14 protein-coding genes, 1 pseudogene and 1 riboswitch are annotated in these 16,160 nt (G+C 68.8%); of the genes and pseudogenes, 10 read left to right on the top strand and 5 right to left on the bottom strand.

What is annotated here, in order from left to right; all coding sequences use genetic code 11:
• Positions 1–75 precede the first annotated feature (75 nt).
• Positions 76–1,452 carry a cysteine desulfurase/sulfurtransferase TusA family protein gene (locus tag ACIQWG_RS08305; protein ID WP_404091971.1) on the bottom strand — a complete coding sequence of 459 codons (1,377 nt, stop codon included), beginning with the start codon at positions 1,450–1,452 and terminating at the stop codon, positions 76–78.
• A 287-nt stretch (positions 1,453–1,739) separates the two neighbouring features.
• On the opposite strand from ACIQWG_RS08305, the gene coxB reads away from it, so the two are divergent.
• The 4 genes from coxB (at position 1,740) to ACIQWG_RS08285 (ending at position 6,227) form a co-directional block, all read left to right on the top strand.
• A complete protein-coding gene (gene coxB / locus ACIQWG_RS08300) occupies positions 1,740–2,705 on the top strand; it encodes a cytochrome c oxidase subunit II (protein WP_404091970.1) in 966 nt (321 codons plus the stop codon).
• Positions 2,702–4,438: a cytochrome c oxidase subunit I gene (gene ctaD, locus ACIQWG_RS08295; RefSeq protein ID WP_404091967.1), complete on the top strand. Its 1,737-nt coding sequence runs from the start codon at positions 2,702–2,704 to the stop codon at positions 4,436–4,438. The genes coxB and ctaD overlap by 4 nt, the downstream gene beginning before the upstream one ends.
• Positions 4,435–4,833: a cytochrome c oxidase subunit 4 gene (locus tag ACIQWG_RS08290; RefSeq protein ID WP_404091965.1), complete on the top strand. Its 399-nt coding sequence runs from the start codon at positions 4,435–4,437 to the stop codon at positions 4,831–4,833. The genes ctaD and ACIQWG_RS08290 overlap by 4 nt, the downstream gene beginning before the upstream one ends.
• Before the next feature lie 131 nt (positions 4,834–4,964).
• Positions 4,965–6,227, top strand: coding sequence for an Ig-like domain-containing protein (locus tag ACIQWG_RS08285; RefSeq protein WP_404091963.1), 1,263 nt, complete (start codon positions 4,965–4,967; stop codon positions 6,225–6,227).
• A 33-nt stretch (positions 6,228–6,260) separates the two neighbouring features.
• Here the strand turns inward: ACIQWG_RS08285 and ACIQWG_RS08280 are convergent, their stop codons facing one another.
• The gene (locus tag ACIQWG_RS08280) at positions 6,261–6,662 is read right to left on the bottom strand and encodes a hypothetical protein (protein WP_404091960.1); all 402 of its coding nucleotides are present in this window, start codon (positions 6,660–6,662) and stop codon (positions 6,261–6,263) included.
• 146 nt (positions 6,663–6,808) lie between these two features.
• On the opposite strand from ACIQWG_RS08280, the gene ACIQWG_RS08275 reads away from it, so the two are divergent.
• The 6 genes from ACIQWG_RS08275 to ACIQWG_RS08250 all read left to right on the top strand — a co-directional run bounded on the left by ACIQWG_RS08275 (position 6,809) and on the right by ACIQWG_RS08250 (position 14,019).
• Positions 6,809–7,429 carry a heme-copper oxidase subunit III gene (locus ACIQWG_RS08275; protein ID WP_404091957.1) on the top strand — a complete coding sequence of 207 codons (621 nt, stop codon included), beginning with the start codon at positions 6,809–6,811 and terminating at the stop codon, positions 7,427–7,429.
• 80 nt (positions 7,430–7,509) lie between these two features.
• Complete coding sequence (locus ACIQWG_RS08270; protein WP_404091954.1) at positions 7,510–8,322, top strand: c-type cytochrome; 813 nt, start codon at positions 7,510–7,512, stop codon at positions 8,320–8,322.
• On the top strand, positions 8,319–9,368 hold the full coding sequence (locus ACIQWG_RS08265; RefSeq protein ID WP_404091951.1) for a Rieske 2Fe-2S domain-containing protein: 1,050 nt from the start codon (positions 8,319–8,321) through the stop codon (positions 9,366–9,368). The genes ACIQWG_RS08270 and ACIQWG_RS08265 overlap by 4 nt, the downstream gene beginning before the upstream one ends.
• On the top strand, positions 9,365–11,002 hold the full coding sequence (locus tag ACIQWG_RS08260; RefSeq protein WP_404091948.1) for a cytochrome bc complex cytochrome b subunit: 1,638 nt from the start codon (positions 9,365–9,367) through the stop codon (positions 11,000–11,002). The genes ACIQWG_RS08265 and ACIQWG_RS08260 overlap by 4 nt, the downstream gene beginning before the upstream one ends.
• 204 nt (positions 11,003–11,206) lie before the next feature.
• Complete coding sequence (gene trpD, locus ACIQWG_RS08255) at positions 11,207–12,271, top strand: anthranilate phosphoribosyltransferase (RefSeq protein WP_404091945.1); 1,065 nt, start codon at positions 11,207–11,209, stop codon at positions 12,269–12,271.
• Positions 12,272–12,390: 119 nt separating this feature from the next.
• A riboswitch (SAM riboswitch) is annotated at positions 12,391–12,507 on the top strand.
• 144 nt (positions 12,508–12,651) lie between these two features.
• Positions 12,652–14,019, top strand: a complete 1,368-nt coding sequence (locus ACIQWG_RS08250; RefSeq protein WP_404091943.1) for an aminotransferase class V-fold PLP-dependent enzyme — start codon at positions 12,652–12,654, stop codon at positions 14,017–14,019.
• Here ACIQWG_RS08250 and ACIQWG_RS08245 read toward each other — a convergent pair.
• The 3 genes and pseudogenes from ACIQWG_RS08245 to ACIQWG_RS08235 all read right to left on the bottom strand — a co-directional run.
• Positions 13,974–14,644: pseudogene (locus ACIQWG_RS08245) on the bottom strand (glycerate kinase); the annotation flags it as partial. The gene ACIQWG_RS08250 and the pseudogene ACIQWG_RS08245 overlap by 46 nt on opposite strands.
• 265 nt (positions 14,645–14,909) lie before the next feature.
• The gene (locus tag ACIQWG_RS08240; protein ID WP_404091940.1) at positions 14,910–15,191 is read right to left on the bottom strand and encodes an Lrp/AsnC family transcriptional regulator; all 282 of its coding nucleotides are present in this window, start codon (positions 15,189–15,191) and stop codon (positions 14,910–14,912) included.
• A 42-nt stretch (positions 15,192–15,233) separates the two neighbouring features.
• The gene (locus ACIQWG_RS08235; RefSeq protein WP_404091937.1) at positions 15,234–16,019 is read right to left on the bottom strand and encodes a rhomboid family intramembrane serine protease; all 786 of its coding nucleotides are present in this window, start codon (positions 16,017–16,019) and stop codon (positions 15,234–15,236) included.
• Between the last annotated feature and the right edge of the window lie 141 nt (positions 16,020–16,160).

Genomic DNA, 16,160 nt, shown 5'->3' with positions numbered 1-16,160 from the left:
CCCGCGGGTCCGTCGTCGACTGCGGGTGCGTGGGGACCGGTCGCACAGGTCCCCGCGCCCCTGGGAGCAGGGCGTTCAGCTCACCCGGCGCACGACGTACGCCGTCCCTCGTTCCGTCGGCTCCTCGCCCACGTACTCCTGTCCCCGCATCTCGCACCACGCCGGAATGTCCAGCCGGGCGGCCTCGTCGTCCGACAGGACCCACACCAGCCCGCCCACCGGTACGTCCCCGATGACCTTCGCCAGCTCGATGACCGGGATCGGGCAGAGCTTGCCCAGGGAGTCCACGACCAGGACGTCGTCCCTCATGAGGGTCTCGGCCGCCGGCGCCCCCAACTTCTCCCGCACGCCCGCCACCGCCCCCGGCAGCACCTCCAGGAACCGCTCCACGTCCTCCGCCGCCGTCCCGAACGGCAGGGACACCCGCACGTTCCCCTCGCTCAGCACCCCCATGGCCTTCAGCACATGGCTGGGCGTCAGCGTGCTGCTCGTGCACGAGGAACCCGACGAGACCGAGAACCCGGCCCGGTCCAGCTCGTGCAGCAAAGTCTCCCCGTCGACATAGAGACAGGAGAAGGTGACGACACCGGGCAGCCGCCGCTCGGGATCGCCGACCACCTCCACGTCCGGCACCAGCGCGGGCACCCGCGCCCGGATCCGTTCCGTCAGCTCCCGCAGCCGTACCGTCTCTTGGGCCGCCTCGGCCCGCACCGCCCGCAGCGAGGCCGCCGCGGCGACGATCGCCGGGATGTTCTCGAACCCGGCCGCCCGCCCCGACTCCCGCTCGTCCGCGGGCCCTTGAGCGGCGAACCGCACGCCCTTGCGTACGACGAGCAGCCCGACCCCCGACGGACCACCCCACTTGTGAGCACTCCCGGTCAACACCGACCAGTCACCCTCGACGCGCCCCCACCCGAGTGACTGGGCCGCGTCCACCAGCAGCGGCACCCCGGCCTCCCGGCACGCGGCGGCCACCTCCGCCACCGGCTGCTCGGTGCCCACCTCGTGGTTGGCCGACTGAAGACACGCCAGGGCGGTGTCCGCACGCAGGGCCTCCCGGTACGCCCCCACGGCCACCGACCCGCCCCGGTCCACCACCACCTGAGTGACCGAACCCCCGCCGGCCTCGTGCGCGTCAGCCGCATGGAGCACAGAGGAGTGTTCGACGGCGGACACGATCAGGTGACGTCCGACGCGACGGCGACCCGCCAACACCCCGGCCACACCCGAGTGGACGGCCCTTGTCCCCGATGAGGTGAACACCAACTCATCGGCTCTGCACCCCACGGCCTCGGCGGTCGCCTCCCGGGCGGCGTCGAGAAGCATGCGCGCCCGTCGCCCCTCCCGGTACAGACGGGCGGGATCAGCCCACCCCTCGTCGAGGGACGCCTGAAGAGCTTGCCGGGCGACAGGATGAAGAGGAGCACTGGAAGCAGCGTCGAAGTAGGCCACACGGCAACGCTAGACGTCCGTTCGCCGGGGCGCCCAAAAGGGGCGCGGGGCGGTGACATCTGCGGCTCCGCCGCGGGGCGCGACAAGCCGCGACGGGCCTTCAGCCGCCAATCAAGCGAACCCCCCACTCGAGTAGGCCCCCCTCCCCGCGAACCCCCGGAGGGCGTCGGCTAGGGTTTGGTCCGCATAAACATCCAAACCCCTGCCCGACGCAGGGCGGCGACCGACCAGCGAGAAGGCCAGGCCGCAGCCGATCCGCGCGGGCGAGACTCTCGGGAAGGCGCTACGTGAGTCCCAACGGCTCCGACCGCTCGCCGCGGCGCCCGATGCGGCGGAAGCTGCTGCAAGGCATGACTGCGGGCCTGGTCCTGGCTACAGCCACCGGTTGCTCGTACAACTGGGAGGACTTCCCCCGTCTTGGTATGCCCACCCCGACCACGGAAGAGGCTCCCCGGATCCTCTCCCTGTGGCAGGGGTCGTGGGCGGCCGCGCTCGCCACAGGCGTGCTGGTCTGGGGCCTGATCCTGTGGAGCACCGTCTTCCACCGGCGCAGCCGCACCAAGGTCGAGGTTCCTCCGCAGACCCGGTACAACATGCCGATCGAGGCGCTGTACACGGTGGTCCCGCTCATCATCGTCTCGGTGCTCTTCTACTTCACGGCCCGCGACGAGACGAAGCTGCTCAGCCTCAAGGACAAGCCCGACCTCACGGTCAACGTCGTGGGCTACCAGTGGAGCTGGGCCTTCAACTACGTCCAGCCCGTCGACGGTTCCACGGGCAACGCGAAGACCGACAAGAACCTGGCGGCCATTCCGGACCGGTTCAAGGAGGACTTCCCGGCGAACGCGGGCGGTGTCTACGACGCCGGCACCCCCGGCACCCGGAACCCGCAGACGGGCAACCCGGGCCCGACCCTGTGGCTGCCCAAGGGCAAGACGGTCCGCTTCGTCCTCACCTCGCGCGACGTCATCCACTCCTTCTGGGTGGTGCCGTTCCTGATGAAGCAGGACGTCATCCCGGGCCACACCAACGCCTTCGAGGTGACCCCCAACCGTGAGGGCACCTTCCTGGGCAAGTGCGCCGAGCTGTGCGGCGTCGACCACTCCCGGATGCTGTTCAACGTGAAGGTCGTCTCCCCCGAGCGCTACGAGCAGCACCTCAAGGACCTCGCCAAGAAGGGGCAGACCGGTTACGTTCCCGCCGGCATCGCGCAGACGAGCCACGAGAAGAACCGGGAGACGAACAACCTGTGAGCATCCTCAACGAACCCCAGGGTGCCGCGGCAGCTGAGGACTCGTACGAGAACGAGCTGCCGGTCCGGCGCAGGCAACCCGGCAACGTCGTGGTCAAGTGGCTCACCACCACCGACCACAAGACGATCGGAACGCTGTACCTCGTCACGTCGTTCGCGTTCTTCGTGATCGGTGGCGTGATGGCGCTCGTCATGCGCGCCGAACTCGCCCGGCCCGGTCTTCAGATCGTGTCGAACGAGCAGTTCAACCAGGCGTTCACGATGCACGGCACGATCATGCTGCTGATGTTCGCGACGCCGCTGTTCGCCGGCTTCGCGAACTGGATCATGCCGCTCCAGATCGGTGCGCCGGACGTGGCGTTCCCGCGGCTGAACATGTTCGCCTACTGGCTCTACCTGTTCGGCTCGCTCATCGCGGTCGGCGGTTTCCTCACGCCGGACGGCGCGGCCGACTTCGGCTGGTTCGCCTACTCCCCGCTGTCGGACGCGGTCCGCTCCCCGGGCATCGGCGCCGACATGTGGATCATGGGTCTGGCCTTCTCCGGCTTCGGCACGATCCTCGGCTCGGTCAACTTCATCACCACCATCATCTGCATGCGCGCCCCCGGCATGACCATGTTCCGCATGCCGATCTTCGTGTGGAACGTGCTGCTGACGGCCGTCCTGGTCCTGCTCGCCTTCCCCGTCCTCGCGGCGGCGCTCTTCGCGCTGGAGGCGGACCGCAAGTTCGGCGCCCATGTCTTCGACTCGGCCAACGGCGGGGCCTTGCTCTGGCAACACCTCTTCTGGTTCTTCGGCCATCCAGAGGTGTACATCATCGCCCTGCCATTCTTCGGAATCATTTCCGAAGTGATCCCGGTCTTCTCGCGTAAGCCGATGTTCGGCTACATGGGTCTGATCGCGGCGACCATCGCGATCGCGGGTCTGTCCGTGACGGTGTGGGCGCACCACATGTACGTCACCGGAGGCGTGCTCCTACCGTTCTTCTCCTTCATGACGTTCCTGATCGCCGTACCGACCGGCGTGAAGTTCTTCAACTGGATCGGAACGATGTGGAAGGGCTCGTTGTCCTTCGAGACACCGATGCTCTGGGCGGTCGGCTTCCTCATCACCTTCACCTTCGGTGGTCTGACCGGTGTCATCCTGGCCTCGCCGCCGATGGACTTCCACGTGTCCGACTCGTACTTCGTGGTGGCGCACTTCCACTACGTCGTCTTCGGCACGGTGGTGTTCGCGATGTTCTCCGGCTTCCACTTCTGGTGGCCGAAGATGACCGGCAAGATGCTCGACGAGCGGCTCGGCAAGATGACCTTCTGGACGCTGTTCGTCGGCTTCCACGGCACCTTCCTGGTCCAGCACTGGCTGGGCGCCGAGGGCATGCCGCGTCGTTACGCGGACTACCTCGCGGCCGACGGCTTCACCGCCCTGAACACGATCTCGACGATCAGCTCGTTCGTGCTCGGCGCGTCGCTGCTGCCGTTCTTCTACAACGTGTGGAAGACCGCCAAGTACGGCAAGAAGGTCGAGGTCGACGACCCGTGGGGCTACGGCCGCTCGCTGGAGTGGGCCACGTCCTGCCCGCCGCCGCGGCACAACTTCCTCACCCTGCCGCGGATCCGTTCCGAATCCCCGGCGTTCGACCTGCACCACCCTGAGATCGCCGCTCTCGACCAGCTCGAGAACGCCCCTCACGGTGAGAAGGCCCTTTCTGGTGGCAAGGAGGCCGGCAAGTGAAGATCCAGGGCAGGATGTTCATGTGGCTGAGCTTCTTCGTGCTCGCCATGGCGGTCGTCTACGGCGTGTGGTCGAAGGAGCCGGCCGGTACCACGGCCCTCTTCCTGGCCTTCGGCCTGTGCATCATGATCGGCTTCTACCTGGGCTTCACCGCCCGGCGGGTCGACGCGGGCGCGCAGGACAACAAGGAAGCGGACGTCGCGGACGACGCCGGCGAGGTCGGGTTCTTCAGCCCGCACAGCTGGCAGCCGCTCTCCCTCGCGATCGGCGGAGCGCTCGCCTTCCTGGCCATCGCGGTCGGCTGGTGGCTGCTGTACTTCTCCTTCCCGCTGATGCTGGTCGGCATCTGGGGCTGGGTCTTCGAGTACTACCGCGGTGAGAACCGCACCCAGTAACACGAGCTGAGCTCATCGGGAGCCCGGACACTCCGTCAGGAGGGTCCGGGTTCCTGCGTTTGCCGTAGTCACGATCACCCGTACGCCTTATCCGGCGCGCCGTGGCCGACGCCGCTTCCTAGCGTGAGGCCATGAGCAAAATACCGAGCAAGGGCACCGTCATAGGCTGCGCGCTCCTGCTGACCGCGGTCGGCGCGGGCGCCGCCGGATGCAGCAGCGACGGCAATCCGCTGTCCGCCGAGCCGTACGACGCGGCGGACCAGATCGCCTTCAACGGCCCCTCGGGCGACGGCGAGAAGGCCGACCCCGACAAGCCTCTGGAGGTCACCGCGGAGGACTCGGACGGCCGGATCACGGACGTCACCGCCAGGGACGCCTCAGGACGCCATGTCGCGGGCGAACTCTCCGCCGACGGCACCCGGTGGCACAGCACCTCCCCGCTCGCCGCCAACGCCCGCTACACGGTCCGTGTGAGCACCGAGGACGAGGACGGCGCGCCCGGCCGCAAGGTCCTCACCTTCGAGACCAGCAAGCCGACCTCCAAGAAGCACCTGACGGCGACCTTCGGTCCCAAGGCGGGCAAGTACGGCGTCGGCCAGCCCGTCACGGCCGAACTGAGCCGGCCGGTCAAGGACAAGAAGCAGCGCGCGATCGTCGAGCGGGCCCTCAAGGTCGAGTCCGTACCCGCGGTCGAGGGCTCCTGGCACTGGGTGGACGACAAGGAACTCCACTACCGGCCCAAGGAGTACTGGCCGGCCGGAGCGAGCATCCAGGCCCGCAGCAACCTGGAGGGCATCAAGATCAGCGACCGTCTGTGGGGCGGCAAGGTCAAGCCGCTCAGAATCACCACCGGCGACCAGGTCATCGCCGTCACGGACGCCGGCTCGCACCAGTTGACGCTCTACCGCAACGGCGAGGAGGTCAGGTCCATACCGGTCACGACCGGCAAGGCGGGCTTCGAGACCCGCAACGGCGTCAAGGTCGTGCTGGGCAAGGAGTACTTCGTACGGATGCGCGGCACGAGCATCGGCATAGCGGAAGGCTCCGCGGAGTCCTACGACCTACCCGTCTACTACGCCACCCGGGTGACCTGGAGCGGCGAGTACGTCCACGCGGCCCCCTGGTCGGTCGGCTCCCAGGGCTCGGCCAACGTCAGCCACGGCTGCACCGGCATGAGCACCGCCAACGCCGAGTGGTTCTTCGACAACGTCCGCGAGGGCGACATCGTGAAGGTCGTCAACTCGTACGGCAACACGATGGAGCCGTTCGGCAACGGCTTCGGCGACTGGAACCTCGACTGGAAGAAGTGGCGAGGCGGCAGCGCCCTGGTCAACGGCGCCCCCGACGGCCCCAGCCCGTCGGAGCGAGCAAGGCTGAGGCCACAGAGCGTCTGAACGTCTCAGGGGTGACGCCGCCGCATCGAAACCCTAGGCGCTCTGAAGTCTCTTGGTCCGCAGCAGAGCGGCGAGCGCCTCGGCGAACTCCACCGGCTCCACAGGCAACGTCACAGCCGCCTCGGCGCGGCTCCAGGTGGCCAGCCACGCGTCCTGCGGCCGCCCGATGAGCAGCAGCACCGGCGGGCAGTTGAACACCTCGTCCTTGATCTGCCGGCAGACCCCCATGCCCCCCATGGGTACGGCCTCACCGTCCAGCACACAGACGTCGATCCCGCCCTTGTCCAGCTCCTTGATGACGGCGGCCGGCGTCGCGCACTCCACGAACTGCACCACAGGCACGTCCGGAGCGGGCCTGCGCCCGGTGGCCAACCGCACCTGCTCGCGGGTGTTGGAGTCGTCGCTGTAGACCAGCACCGTGGCGGTCGGCTGCATTGTTCCTCCGTGACGTCTGCGTCCTAGGGGACAGGCCCGTTGGGCCGGATGCTACTCCTCTGAACACCACGTCAACACCGGTATGAACGGCCGAGACACTCCGAACGGCACCCCCCGGAGTGAGGGCGGGATAAGCGACCGACATAATGTCGGTCGTGGCGACAGCAACGACAGTAGAAACCGGGCACGCGCACCCGTCGGTCAACCGGCCGAACCTCACCAGCGTCGGAACCATCATCTGGTTGAGTTCCGAGCTGATGTTCTTCGCGGCCCTCTTCGCGATGTACTTCACCCTGCGATCGGTGACAGGCCCCGAGTTCTGGAGTGAGAAGGCCGAGGCCTTGAACTTCCCGTTCTCGGCGACGAACACCACGATCCTGGTGCTCTCCTCTCTCACCTGCCAGCTCGGCGTCTTCGCCGCCGAGCGCGGTGATGTGAAGAAGCTCCGGGGCTGGTTCATCGTCACCTTCATCATGGGTGCGATCTTCATCGGCGGTCAGGTGTTCGAGTACACCGAGCTGGTCAAGAAGGACGGGCTCTCGCTCTCCTCCGACCCCTACGGCTCGGTCTTCTACCTGACCACCGGCTTCCACGGCCTGCACGTGACGGGCGGTCTCATCGCCTTCCTGCTGGTCCTCGGCCGCACGTACGCGGCTCGGAGGTTCACGCACGAGCAGGCGACCGCCGCGATCGTCGTGTCCTACTACTGGCACTTCGTCGATGTCGTCTGGATCGGCCTGTTCGCCACGATCTACATGATCAAGTAGTCGGGCCCGATCCCGCGCGCGTTCAACAAACGCACATACCGCAAGCATCGACGCAGAAGATCCTGACACCGGGGTAATCCGTGAAAAAGCTCTCCGCACGACGACGCCATCCGCTGGCGGCGATCGTCGTCCTACTCCTCGCGCTGGCGTGCACGGGGGGGCTGTACGCCGTGTTCGCGCCCGCGGACAAGGCGCAGGCCGAGGAAACCGCCCAGTCCCTCACCATCGAGGAGGGCAAGAAGCTCTACACCGTCGGCTGCGCCAGCTGCCACGGAACCGGTGGTGAGGGCACCTCTGACGGGCCGAGCCTGGTGGGCGTCGGCGCTGCCGCCGTCGACTTCCAGGTGTCGACGGGCCGTATGCCGGCCGCCACCTCCCAGGGCGCCCAGGTCCCGGCGAAGAAGAACATCTACTCGCAGGCCGAGATCGACCAGCTCGCCGCGTACATCGCCTCGCTGGGCGCGGGTCCCTCCGTCCCCACCGAGGAGCAGTACGGTCCGGAGGGAGCGGACATCGCCAAGGGTGGCGAGCTCTTCCGCAACAACTGCGCCCAGTGCCACAACTTCACCGGCAAGGGCGGCGCGCTGACGAAGGGCAAGTACGCCCCGAGCCTCGAGGGTGTCGACCCCAAGCACATCTACGAGGCCATGCAGACCGGCCCGCAGAACATGCCGTCCTTCCCCGACACCACGCTGTCGGAGCAGAACAAGAAGGACATCATCGCGTACCTGCACGCGGTCAACAGCGACGAGACGGTGAACCCGGGTGGACTCGAACTGGGCGGCCTCGGGCCGGTCAGTGAGGGCCTCTTCGCCTGGATCTTCGGTCTCGGCGCCCTGATCGCGGTCGCCATCTGGGTCGCCGCTCGGACCGCAAAGGCCAAGAAGTCATGAGTAGCCAAGACATTCCAGAAGAGAACCTGCCCGCCGAGCACGACGCTCGGGTAGCCGTGGCCGACGAGAAGAACCCCTTCGCCGACCCCGGCCTGGCGCCCCACGAGCACCGGGTCCAGGACATCGACGAGCGGGCCGCCAGGCGGTCCGAGCGCACGGTCGCCCTGCTGTTCACGGTGTCGATGCTGGCCACCGTCGGCTTCATCGCCTCGTACGTCGCGATCCCGCACGACAAGTCGATCTTCGTCTTCCCGATCGGTCACCTCAACGCGCTGAACTTCGCGCTGGGACTGACCCTCGGTGCGGCGCTGTTCTGCATCGGCGCGGGCGCGGTCCACTGGGCCCGCACCCTGATGTCCGACGTGGAGGTCGCGGACGACCGGCACGCCATCGCGGCCGAGCCCGAGGTCAAGGCCAAGGTCATGGCCGACTTCAAGCAGGGCGCCAAGGAGTCCGCGCTGGGTCGCCGCAAGCTGATCCGCAACACGATGTTCGGCGCGCTGGCCCTGTTCCCGCTCTCCGGCATCGTCCTGCTGCGTGACCTCGGCCCGCTGCCCGGCACCAAGCTGCGCCACACGCTCTGGTCCAAGGGCAAGCTGCTCGTCAACATGAACACCAACGAGCCGCTGCGTCCCTCGGACGTCGCGGTCGGCTCCCTCACCTTCGTCAAGCCGGAGGGCCTGGAGGAGCACGACCACGACTTCCAGAACGAGATCGCCAAGGCAGCCCTGATGATCGTCCGGATCCAGCCGGACGACATCAAGGACAAGCAGTCGTACGAGTGGTCACACGAGGGCATCCTCGCGTACTCGAAGATCTGCACCCACGTCGGTTGCCCGATCTCCCTGTACGAGCAGCAGACGCACCACGTGCTCTGCCCCTGCCACCAGTCCACCTTCGACCTCGCCGACGGTGCCCGAGTGATCTTCGGCCCCGCCGGCCACGCCCTGCCGCAGCTGCGCATCGGCGTGAACGACGAGGGCTACCTCGAGGCGCTCGGCGACTTCGAAGAGCCCGTCGGTCCTGCATTCTGGGAGCGCGGATGAGCACTACAGAGACCACCGAGTCCCGCTCTCGCGGGAAGGCGCCGGCCGGCGAGCGCGTAGCCGACTGGGCCGACGGCCGGCTGGGGATCTACTCCCTGGCCAAGGCCAACATGCGCAAGATCTTCCCCGACCACTGGTCGTTCATGTTGGGTGAGGTCTGCCTCTACAGCTTCATCATCATCATCCTCACGGGTGTGTACCTGACGCTGTTCTTCCACCCGTCGATGAACGAGGTGGAGTACCACGGCAGCTACGTCCCGATGCAGGGCCAGCTGATGAGTGAGGCGTTCAGCTCGACGCTGCACATCTCCTTCGACGTGCGCGGTGGTCTGCTGATCCGGCAGATCCACCACTGGGCGGCGCTGATCTTCCTCGCCGGCATGTTCGTGCACATGATGCGTGTGTTCTTCACGGGCGCGTTCCGCAAGCCGCGTGAGATCAACTGGCTGTTCGGCTTCCTGCTGTTCGTCCTGGGCATGTTCACCGGTTTCACCGGCTACTCGCTCCCGGACGACCTGCTCTCCGGCACCGGTGTCCGCTTCACCGAGGGCGCGATCCTGTCCATGCCGATCGTCGGCACGTACATCTCGTTCTTCCTCTTCGGCGGAGAGTTCCCGGGCGTCGACTTCGTGGCCCGGTTCTACTCGATCCACATCCTGCTGCTGCCGGGCATCATGCTCGGTCTGGTGGTCGGCCACCTGATCCTGGTCTTCTACCACAAGCACACGCAGTTCGCGGGCCCCGGAAAGACCAACAAGAACGTCGTCGGCATGCCCCTGCTGCCGGTGTACATGGCCAAGGCCGGAGGCTTCTTCTTCCTGGTCTTCGGTGTCATCGCGGTCATCGCGGCCATCGCACAGGTCAACCCGGTCTGGGCCATCGGCCCCTACCGTCCGGACATGGTGTCCACCGGCGCCCAGCCCGACTGGTACATGGGCTTCGCCGAGGGTCTGGTCCGCTACATGCCGGGCTGGGAGATCAACTTCTGGGGCCACACGCTGGTCCTGGGTGTGTTCATCCCGCTGGTGCTGTTCGGCCTGGTGCTGATGGCGATCGCGATCTACCCGTTCATCGAGTCCTGGGTCACCGGCGACAAGAGCGAGCACCACATCCTGGACCGTCCGCGCAACGCCCCGACGCGTACCGCGTTCGGCGTCGCCTGGGTCACGGTCTACATGATCGGCCTGGTCGGTGGTGGCAACGACCTGTGGGCCACCCACTTCCACCTGTCGATCAACGCCGTCACCTGGTTCGTCCGGATCGGCTTCTTCGTCGGACCGGTCCTCGCGTTCATCATCACCAAGCGGATCTGCCTCGGCCTTCAGCGCCGGGACAAGGACAAGGTGCTGCACGGCCGCGAGTCGGGCATCATCAAGCGCCTGCCGCACGGTGAGTTCATCGAGGTCCACGAGCCGCTCAGCCAGGACGCGCTGTACACGCTCACCGCGCACGAGCAGTACCAGCCGGCCGAGATCGGCCCGACGGTCGACGAGAACGGCGTCGAGCGCAAGGTGAAGGGCTCCGAGAAGCTCCGCGCCAAGCTCAGCAAGTCGTACTTCGGCGAGGACGGCCAGATCCCCAAGCCGACGGTCGACGAGTACAAGGAGATCACGAGCGGCCACGGCCACCACTGATCGCAGCGCACGCCACGGTTGAGGGCCCCGTCCGTTGTACGGACGGGGCCCTTCGCCGTGCCCTGGGCATCCCCTGGGGCTGTGCAGACGGGCCCCTGGTCCGGTCTTCGGGCGGGGCCGTTCTCCGGGTTCCCCGGGTGGATAGGGTGGACCTCGTTGAGATTCTCGTCCCGTAGTGCGGGACGCCTGATCCTGGAGCGGCTTATGAGCGCTGTGACCCCCGCTGGAGGCGACACCGCGGCGGGCCGCTCCTGGCCCCTGCTGCTGAACGGCCTGCTGAACGGTCAGGACCTGGCCGCCGACGACACCGCGTGGGCGATGGACCTGATCATGCGCGGCGAGGCGACGGACGCGCAGATCGCCGGGTTCGTCGTGGCGCTGCGGGCCAAGGGCGAGACGGTGCAGGAGATCACCGGACTCGTGCGGACGATGTACGAGCACGCCAACGTGATCGAGGTGCCGGGGCAGACCGTCGACATCGTCGGCACGGGAGGCGACGGCGCGAAGACCGTCAACATCTCCACCATGTCGGCCATCGTGATCGCCGGCACCGGCGCGAAGGTCGTCAAGCACGGCAACCGGGCGGCGTCGTCGGCGTCGGGTGCCTCGGACGTGCTGGAGAAGCTCGGCGTCAATCTGGAGCTGCCCGTCGGACGGGTCGCTCAGGTCGCCGAGGAGGCCGGGATCACCTTCTGCTTCGCGGTGAAGTTCCATCCGTCGCTGCGCCATGTGGCCGCCGCGCGCGGGCAGTTGGGCATCCGGACCACCTTCAATGTGCTCGGTCCGCTGACCAACCCGGCGAAGGTGCGGGCCCAGGCGGTCGGCGTGGCCGACCCGCGCATGGCACCGATCGTCGCGGGCGTCTTCGCCGAGCGCGGCAACTCCTCGCTGGTGTTCCGCGGCGACGACGGCCTCGACGAGCTGACCACGACGGCCACCTCCCGCGTCTGGGTCGTGCGCGACGGCAAGGTGACCGAGGAGTCCTTCGACCCGCGTGACGTCGGCATCGAGCTGGTGCCGGTGGAGGCGCTGCGGGGCGCGGACGCCTCGTACAACGCGGATGTGGCACTGCGCCTGTTGAACGGCGAGACCGGGCCGGTGCGGGACGCCGTCCTGCTGAACGCGGCGGCGGCCCTGGTGGCGCTGGAGCCGACGGACGCGCCGCTCGCCGAGCAGATCGGGCTCGGCATGGCGAAGGCCGCGGAGGCGATCGACTCGGGAGCGGCCAAGCGGACGCTGGACCGTTGGGTGGCCGCGAGCAACGCGTAGGGCCTGTCGTTTGGACGCCGGCATGATCCAAACGACAGGTCCTGGCCCGCATCGACGTCGTCCCGCGATCCGGACATGGGTTGCGGGACGACGATCATTTGACGTAGCGTCCTTGACCAGGTCATGAGTGACAGTCATGAGGCCCCGGCCGACTGTCCGGCAACCCTCCGTCCGTGGCGGGGTGCCCCGGGTGAAGACCAGGCCGTAGGCAGTGAGGTCTACGGCAAGCGCGGGCCCCTCTCGAAACCAGGGGTCCTGGTCGTTCGAGGGAGTCTTCCGTGAGCAAGCGAATGCGATAGGGCCGCCGAGCCCCGCCTCCGCACACCCATTTCACCTGTTCCGGAATCTTGATTCTTCCCTCACCTGTCGGGAGCCCTCCCATGTCTGTCTCCACTGCTGCCTCCGTCCAGGGCATTTGTGCCCCGCTGCCCGTTCTGGGGGGTGATGTCACCGTCCCGCTCGTCACGGGCGGCGAGGTCACCTACGCGGCGCTGGACTACGCCGCCAGCGCCCCCGCCCTCCAGCGCGTCTGGGACGACGTCGCCGCCTACGCGCCGTACTACGGCAGCGTCCACCGCGGTGCCGGGTACCTCTCGCAGCTCTCCACCGACCTGTTCGAGAACGCCCGCCGCACGGTCACCGAGTTCCTGGACTGCCGGGACGACGACCAGCTGATCTTCACCCGGTCCACCACCGACTCGCTGAACCTCCTCGCCGCCGCCCTCCCGGTCGACTGCCAGGTCTTCGTCTTCGAGACCGAGCACCACGCCTCCCTGCTGCCCTGGCGCGACGCCCAGGTCACCTACCTCAACGCGCCCCGCACCCCCCGCGAGGCCGTCGAGACCCTGGAGCGCGCCCTCGCCGACCGCGACCCCCACGGCCCGGCCCTGGTCTGCGTCACCGGCGCCTCGAACGTCACCGGCGAGCTGTGGCCCGTACGGGAGCTGGCCGCGGCGGCGCACGCGCACGGCGCCCGGATCGTCCTCGACGCCGCCCAACTCGCCCCGCACCACCCGGTGAGCGTCCGCGACCTCGACGTCGACTGGGTCGCCTTCTCCGGCCACAAGCTGTACGCCCCGTTCGGCTCCGGCGTCCTCGCCGGCCGCGCCGACTGGCTGCGCGAGGCCGAGCCGTATCTCGCGGGCGGCGGCGCCAGCCGCAAGGTCACCCGGCGCGAGGACGGGGGAGTGGACGTCCAGTGGCACGACAGCGCCGCACGGCACGAGGCCGGCTCCCCGAACGTCATCGGCGCCTACTCCATCGCCTCCGCGTGCAAGGCCCTGACGGAGGCGGGCTTCGACACGCTCGTCGCCCGTGAGCGGTACCTGATCGAGAAGGTGCGCGCGGGCCTCGCCGAGGTGCCGGAGGTCCGCGTCCTCTCCCTCTTCGGCGACGACGCACCCCGCGTCGGTGTGATCTCCTTCGTCGTCGACGGCTGGAACAGCTCCCACTTCGCCGCCGCCCTCTCCGCCGAGTACGGCATCGGCGTGCGCGACGGGCTGTTCTGCGCCCACCCGCTGGTCCGGACGCTGCTCGGCAGCGACCCGCAGGCCCAGGGCGAGTGCGGCGCCCCCGAGGCCGCGCCGGGCGAGAAGTCCCTGAACGCCATCCGGGTGAGCTTCGGGGCCGGCACGCCGGACGAGCACGTAGAGCGGTTCGTGACCGCCGTGAAGGAGCTCGTCACGGACGGCGCCCGGTGGAACTACCGCACGGAGGACGGTCGTTGCGTACCGGACACCTCCGCGTGAACCGATAGCCGGGCGCCCAACAGGACCATCCGCAGGGCTGGCCCGGCCGCGTCCGCGAGGAGTCCGGAGGCCGGCACCAGGGCCTCCGCGAGGGCCGTCGGAGCCGGCAGGATCCGCTGAACGCGTCCACGCCGGGCACGTCGTGCGCGCCCTCGCCCAGCGTGCCCGCCGGCGCGAGCCCCGGCCGGCCGTACACCTCGGCCCGGCGGGCCACCTAGGCCGGGATCTTGCCCTTGGGTGTCCGGTGGTCCAGGGCGCCCTCGGCGGTGACCACCAGATCAGCGCGCCCGAGCCGGGCGTGGAGGTCGAGGTGGTCGCGGAGGACGTCGAAGCGGGGGAGGAGCCGGGCCGGACTGGCCGATCCGGGCGAGCCGCGTCAGCGCGCCTCCGCCGGGGGGAGCTCGAAGCCGTCGGCGTCCAGCGGCGGGCGCCGAGGGTCTGGGAGCGCGCCGGCGCCCCCGTCGGACGTACCGGAGTCGCCGCAGCCGATCAGGATCCGCCGTACGCCGGTGTCCAGCGCGGCGCGGATCGGCTCGCCGACGCCGTACGTCGTCGTGGCGCCCGGGTCGCGCGGGGCGTGCGGGACGAGGGGGAGCCCGGCCACCGCCGCCATCTCCACGACGGCCAGGCGCGGTGGCCGTACGCTCGTCGGCGACCACCAGCCGGATCAGGCCGATCACGGCGTCCGGCGGCACGCGGCGCACGCCGTCCGGTCGGTCACCGGGGGCCGGGAGACGGCCTCGTCGCTCGGCGTCGGCGTGGGGGAGGGAGCGACGTCGGGCGGCCTCGGCTGGAAGGTGGTCGTGTCGTCGGCACCCGGCCGCCGGGATGTGCCCAGGATGAAGAACGCGTCACCCTGGGCGGCGTCACCGCGTCACCGCGTCACCGCGTCAGCTGTCCAGTCCGATGGCGAACGCGGCCTCGATGTCGTGCTGGGAGTACGTCCGGAACGCCACGTGCGTGTCGGTCCCCTCGACGCCGGGGATCTTGCTGATCCGGCCCGGGATGACCTCGGCCAGGTCCTCGTGCTCCGTCACCCGCACCATCGCGATCAGGTCGTAGGTGCCGGTGACGGAGAAGACCTCGGTCACGCTCTCCAGCGAGGCGATCCGTTCCGCGATCTCGGGGATCCGGTCCACGCTGGTCTTGATCAGGACGATCGCGGTGATCACGGCTGGTTCTCTCCCTCGGGGGCCATTGCTGGGGCTCTCACCCTACTCGCGGCCCGGCCCGCCCGGTCCTTCCGCCGGGGGTCCGGGGGTCGGCCCCGGGGAGGGCGCGGCAGCGGGCCGCCCGAACCGGGCCCACGCATAGCCGAAGCCCAGCCCGAAGCCCACCAGGTGCGCCAGATACGCCACCCCCGGCCCCGGCGCCGCCCGGCCCGCGGCCACCCACTGCACGGCCACCCAGAAGGGCAGCACCACCCAGGCCGGGAAGCGCAGCGGCAGGAACAGCAGGAACGGCAGCAGGCTTGTCACCCGCGCTCCGGGGAAGAGGAACAGAAGAGCGCCGAGGACCGCCGAGATCGCCCCCGACGCGCCGACCAGGGACTGGGCGGAGTCGTCGTTGGCGGCGGCGTAGCCCAGCAGGGCCAGATAGCCGCAGCCCAGGTAGAAGAGCGTGAACTGGACGCGGCCCATCCGTTCCTCGGTCATCACACCGAACACATAGAGGAAGAGCATGTTGCCGAGCAGGTGCACCCAGCTGCCGTGCACGAAGAGCGCCGTAGCGGGGGTGAGGGCGGCCCGGGGGGAGCCTTGGAACAGCTCGACGGGCACCACACCCCAGCGGTGGAAATAGGCCCGCTGCGCGGCGACCAGCGCCTCTCCCGAGCCGTACGCCGGATTGACCCCCGCAGCCGGTCCGACCAGGAACAACAGGCAGCACAGGGCGATCAGGCCGTACGTCACCGGCGCCGGTGAGCGCAGCGCGGCACGGACCGAGCGGCCCGCCCTGCCGCACCGAGCTCCGAAACGCGCCACGCTCCAGTTGCCGATCATGAGTACAGAGCATGACGTAACCGGACGCAGCCGCACAGACCGCCTCGCCGCCGGGCACAGGCGGGCGACGAGTACCCGCCAGGCCGTAGGGTTACGAGCCACACGCACCGGGCACGGCGCGTCACAGACAATAGAAGGCCT

The organism is Streptomyces sp. NPDC098781 (assembly GCF_044759995.1).
Classification (GTDB): Bacteria; Actinomycetota; Actinomycetes; order Streptomycetales; family Streptomycetaceae; genus Streptomyces.
This window is presented reverse-complemented; position numbering and strand designations above follow the sequence as displayed.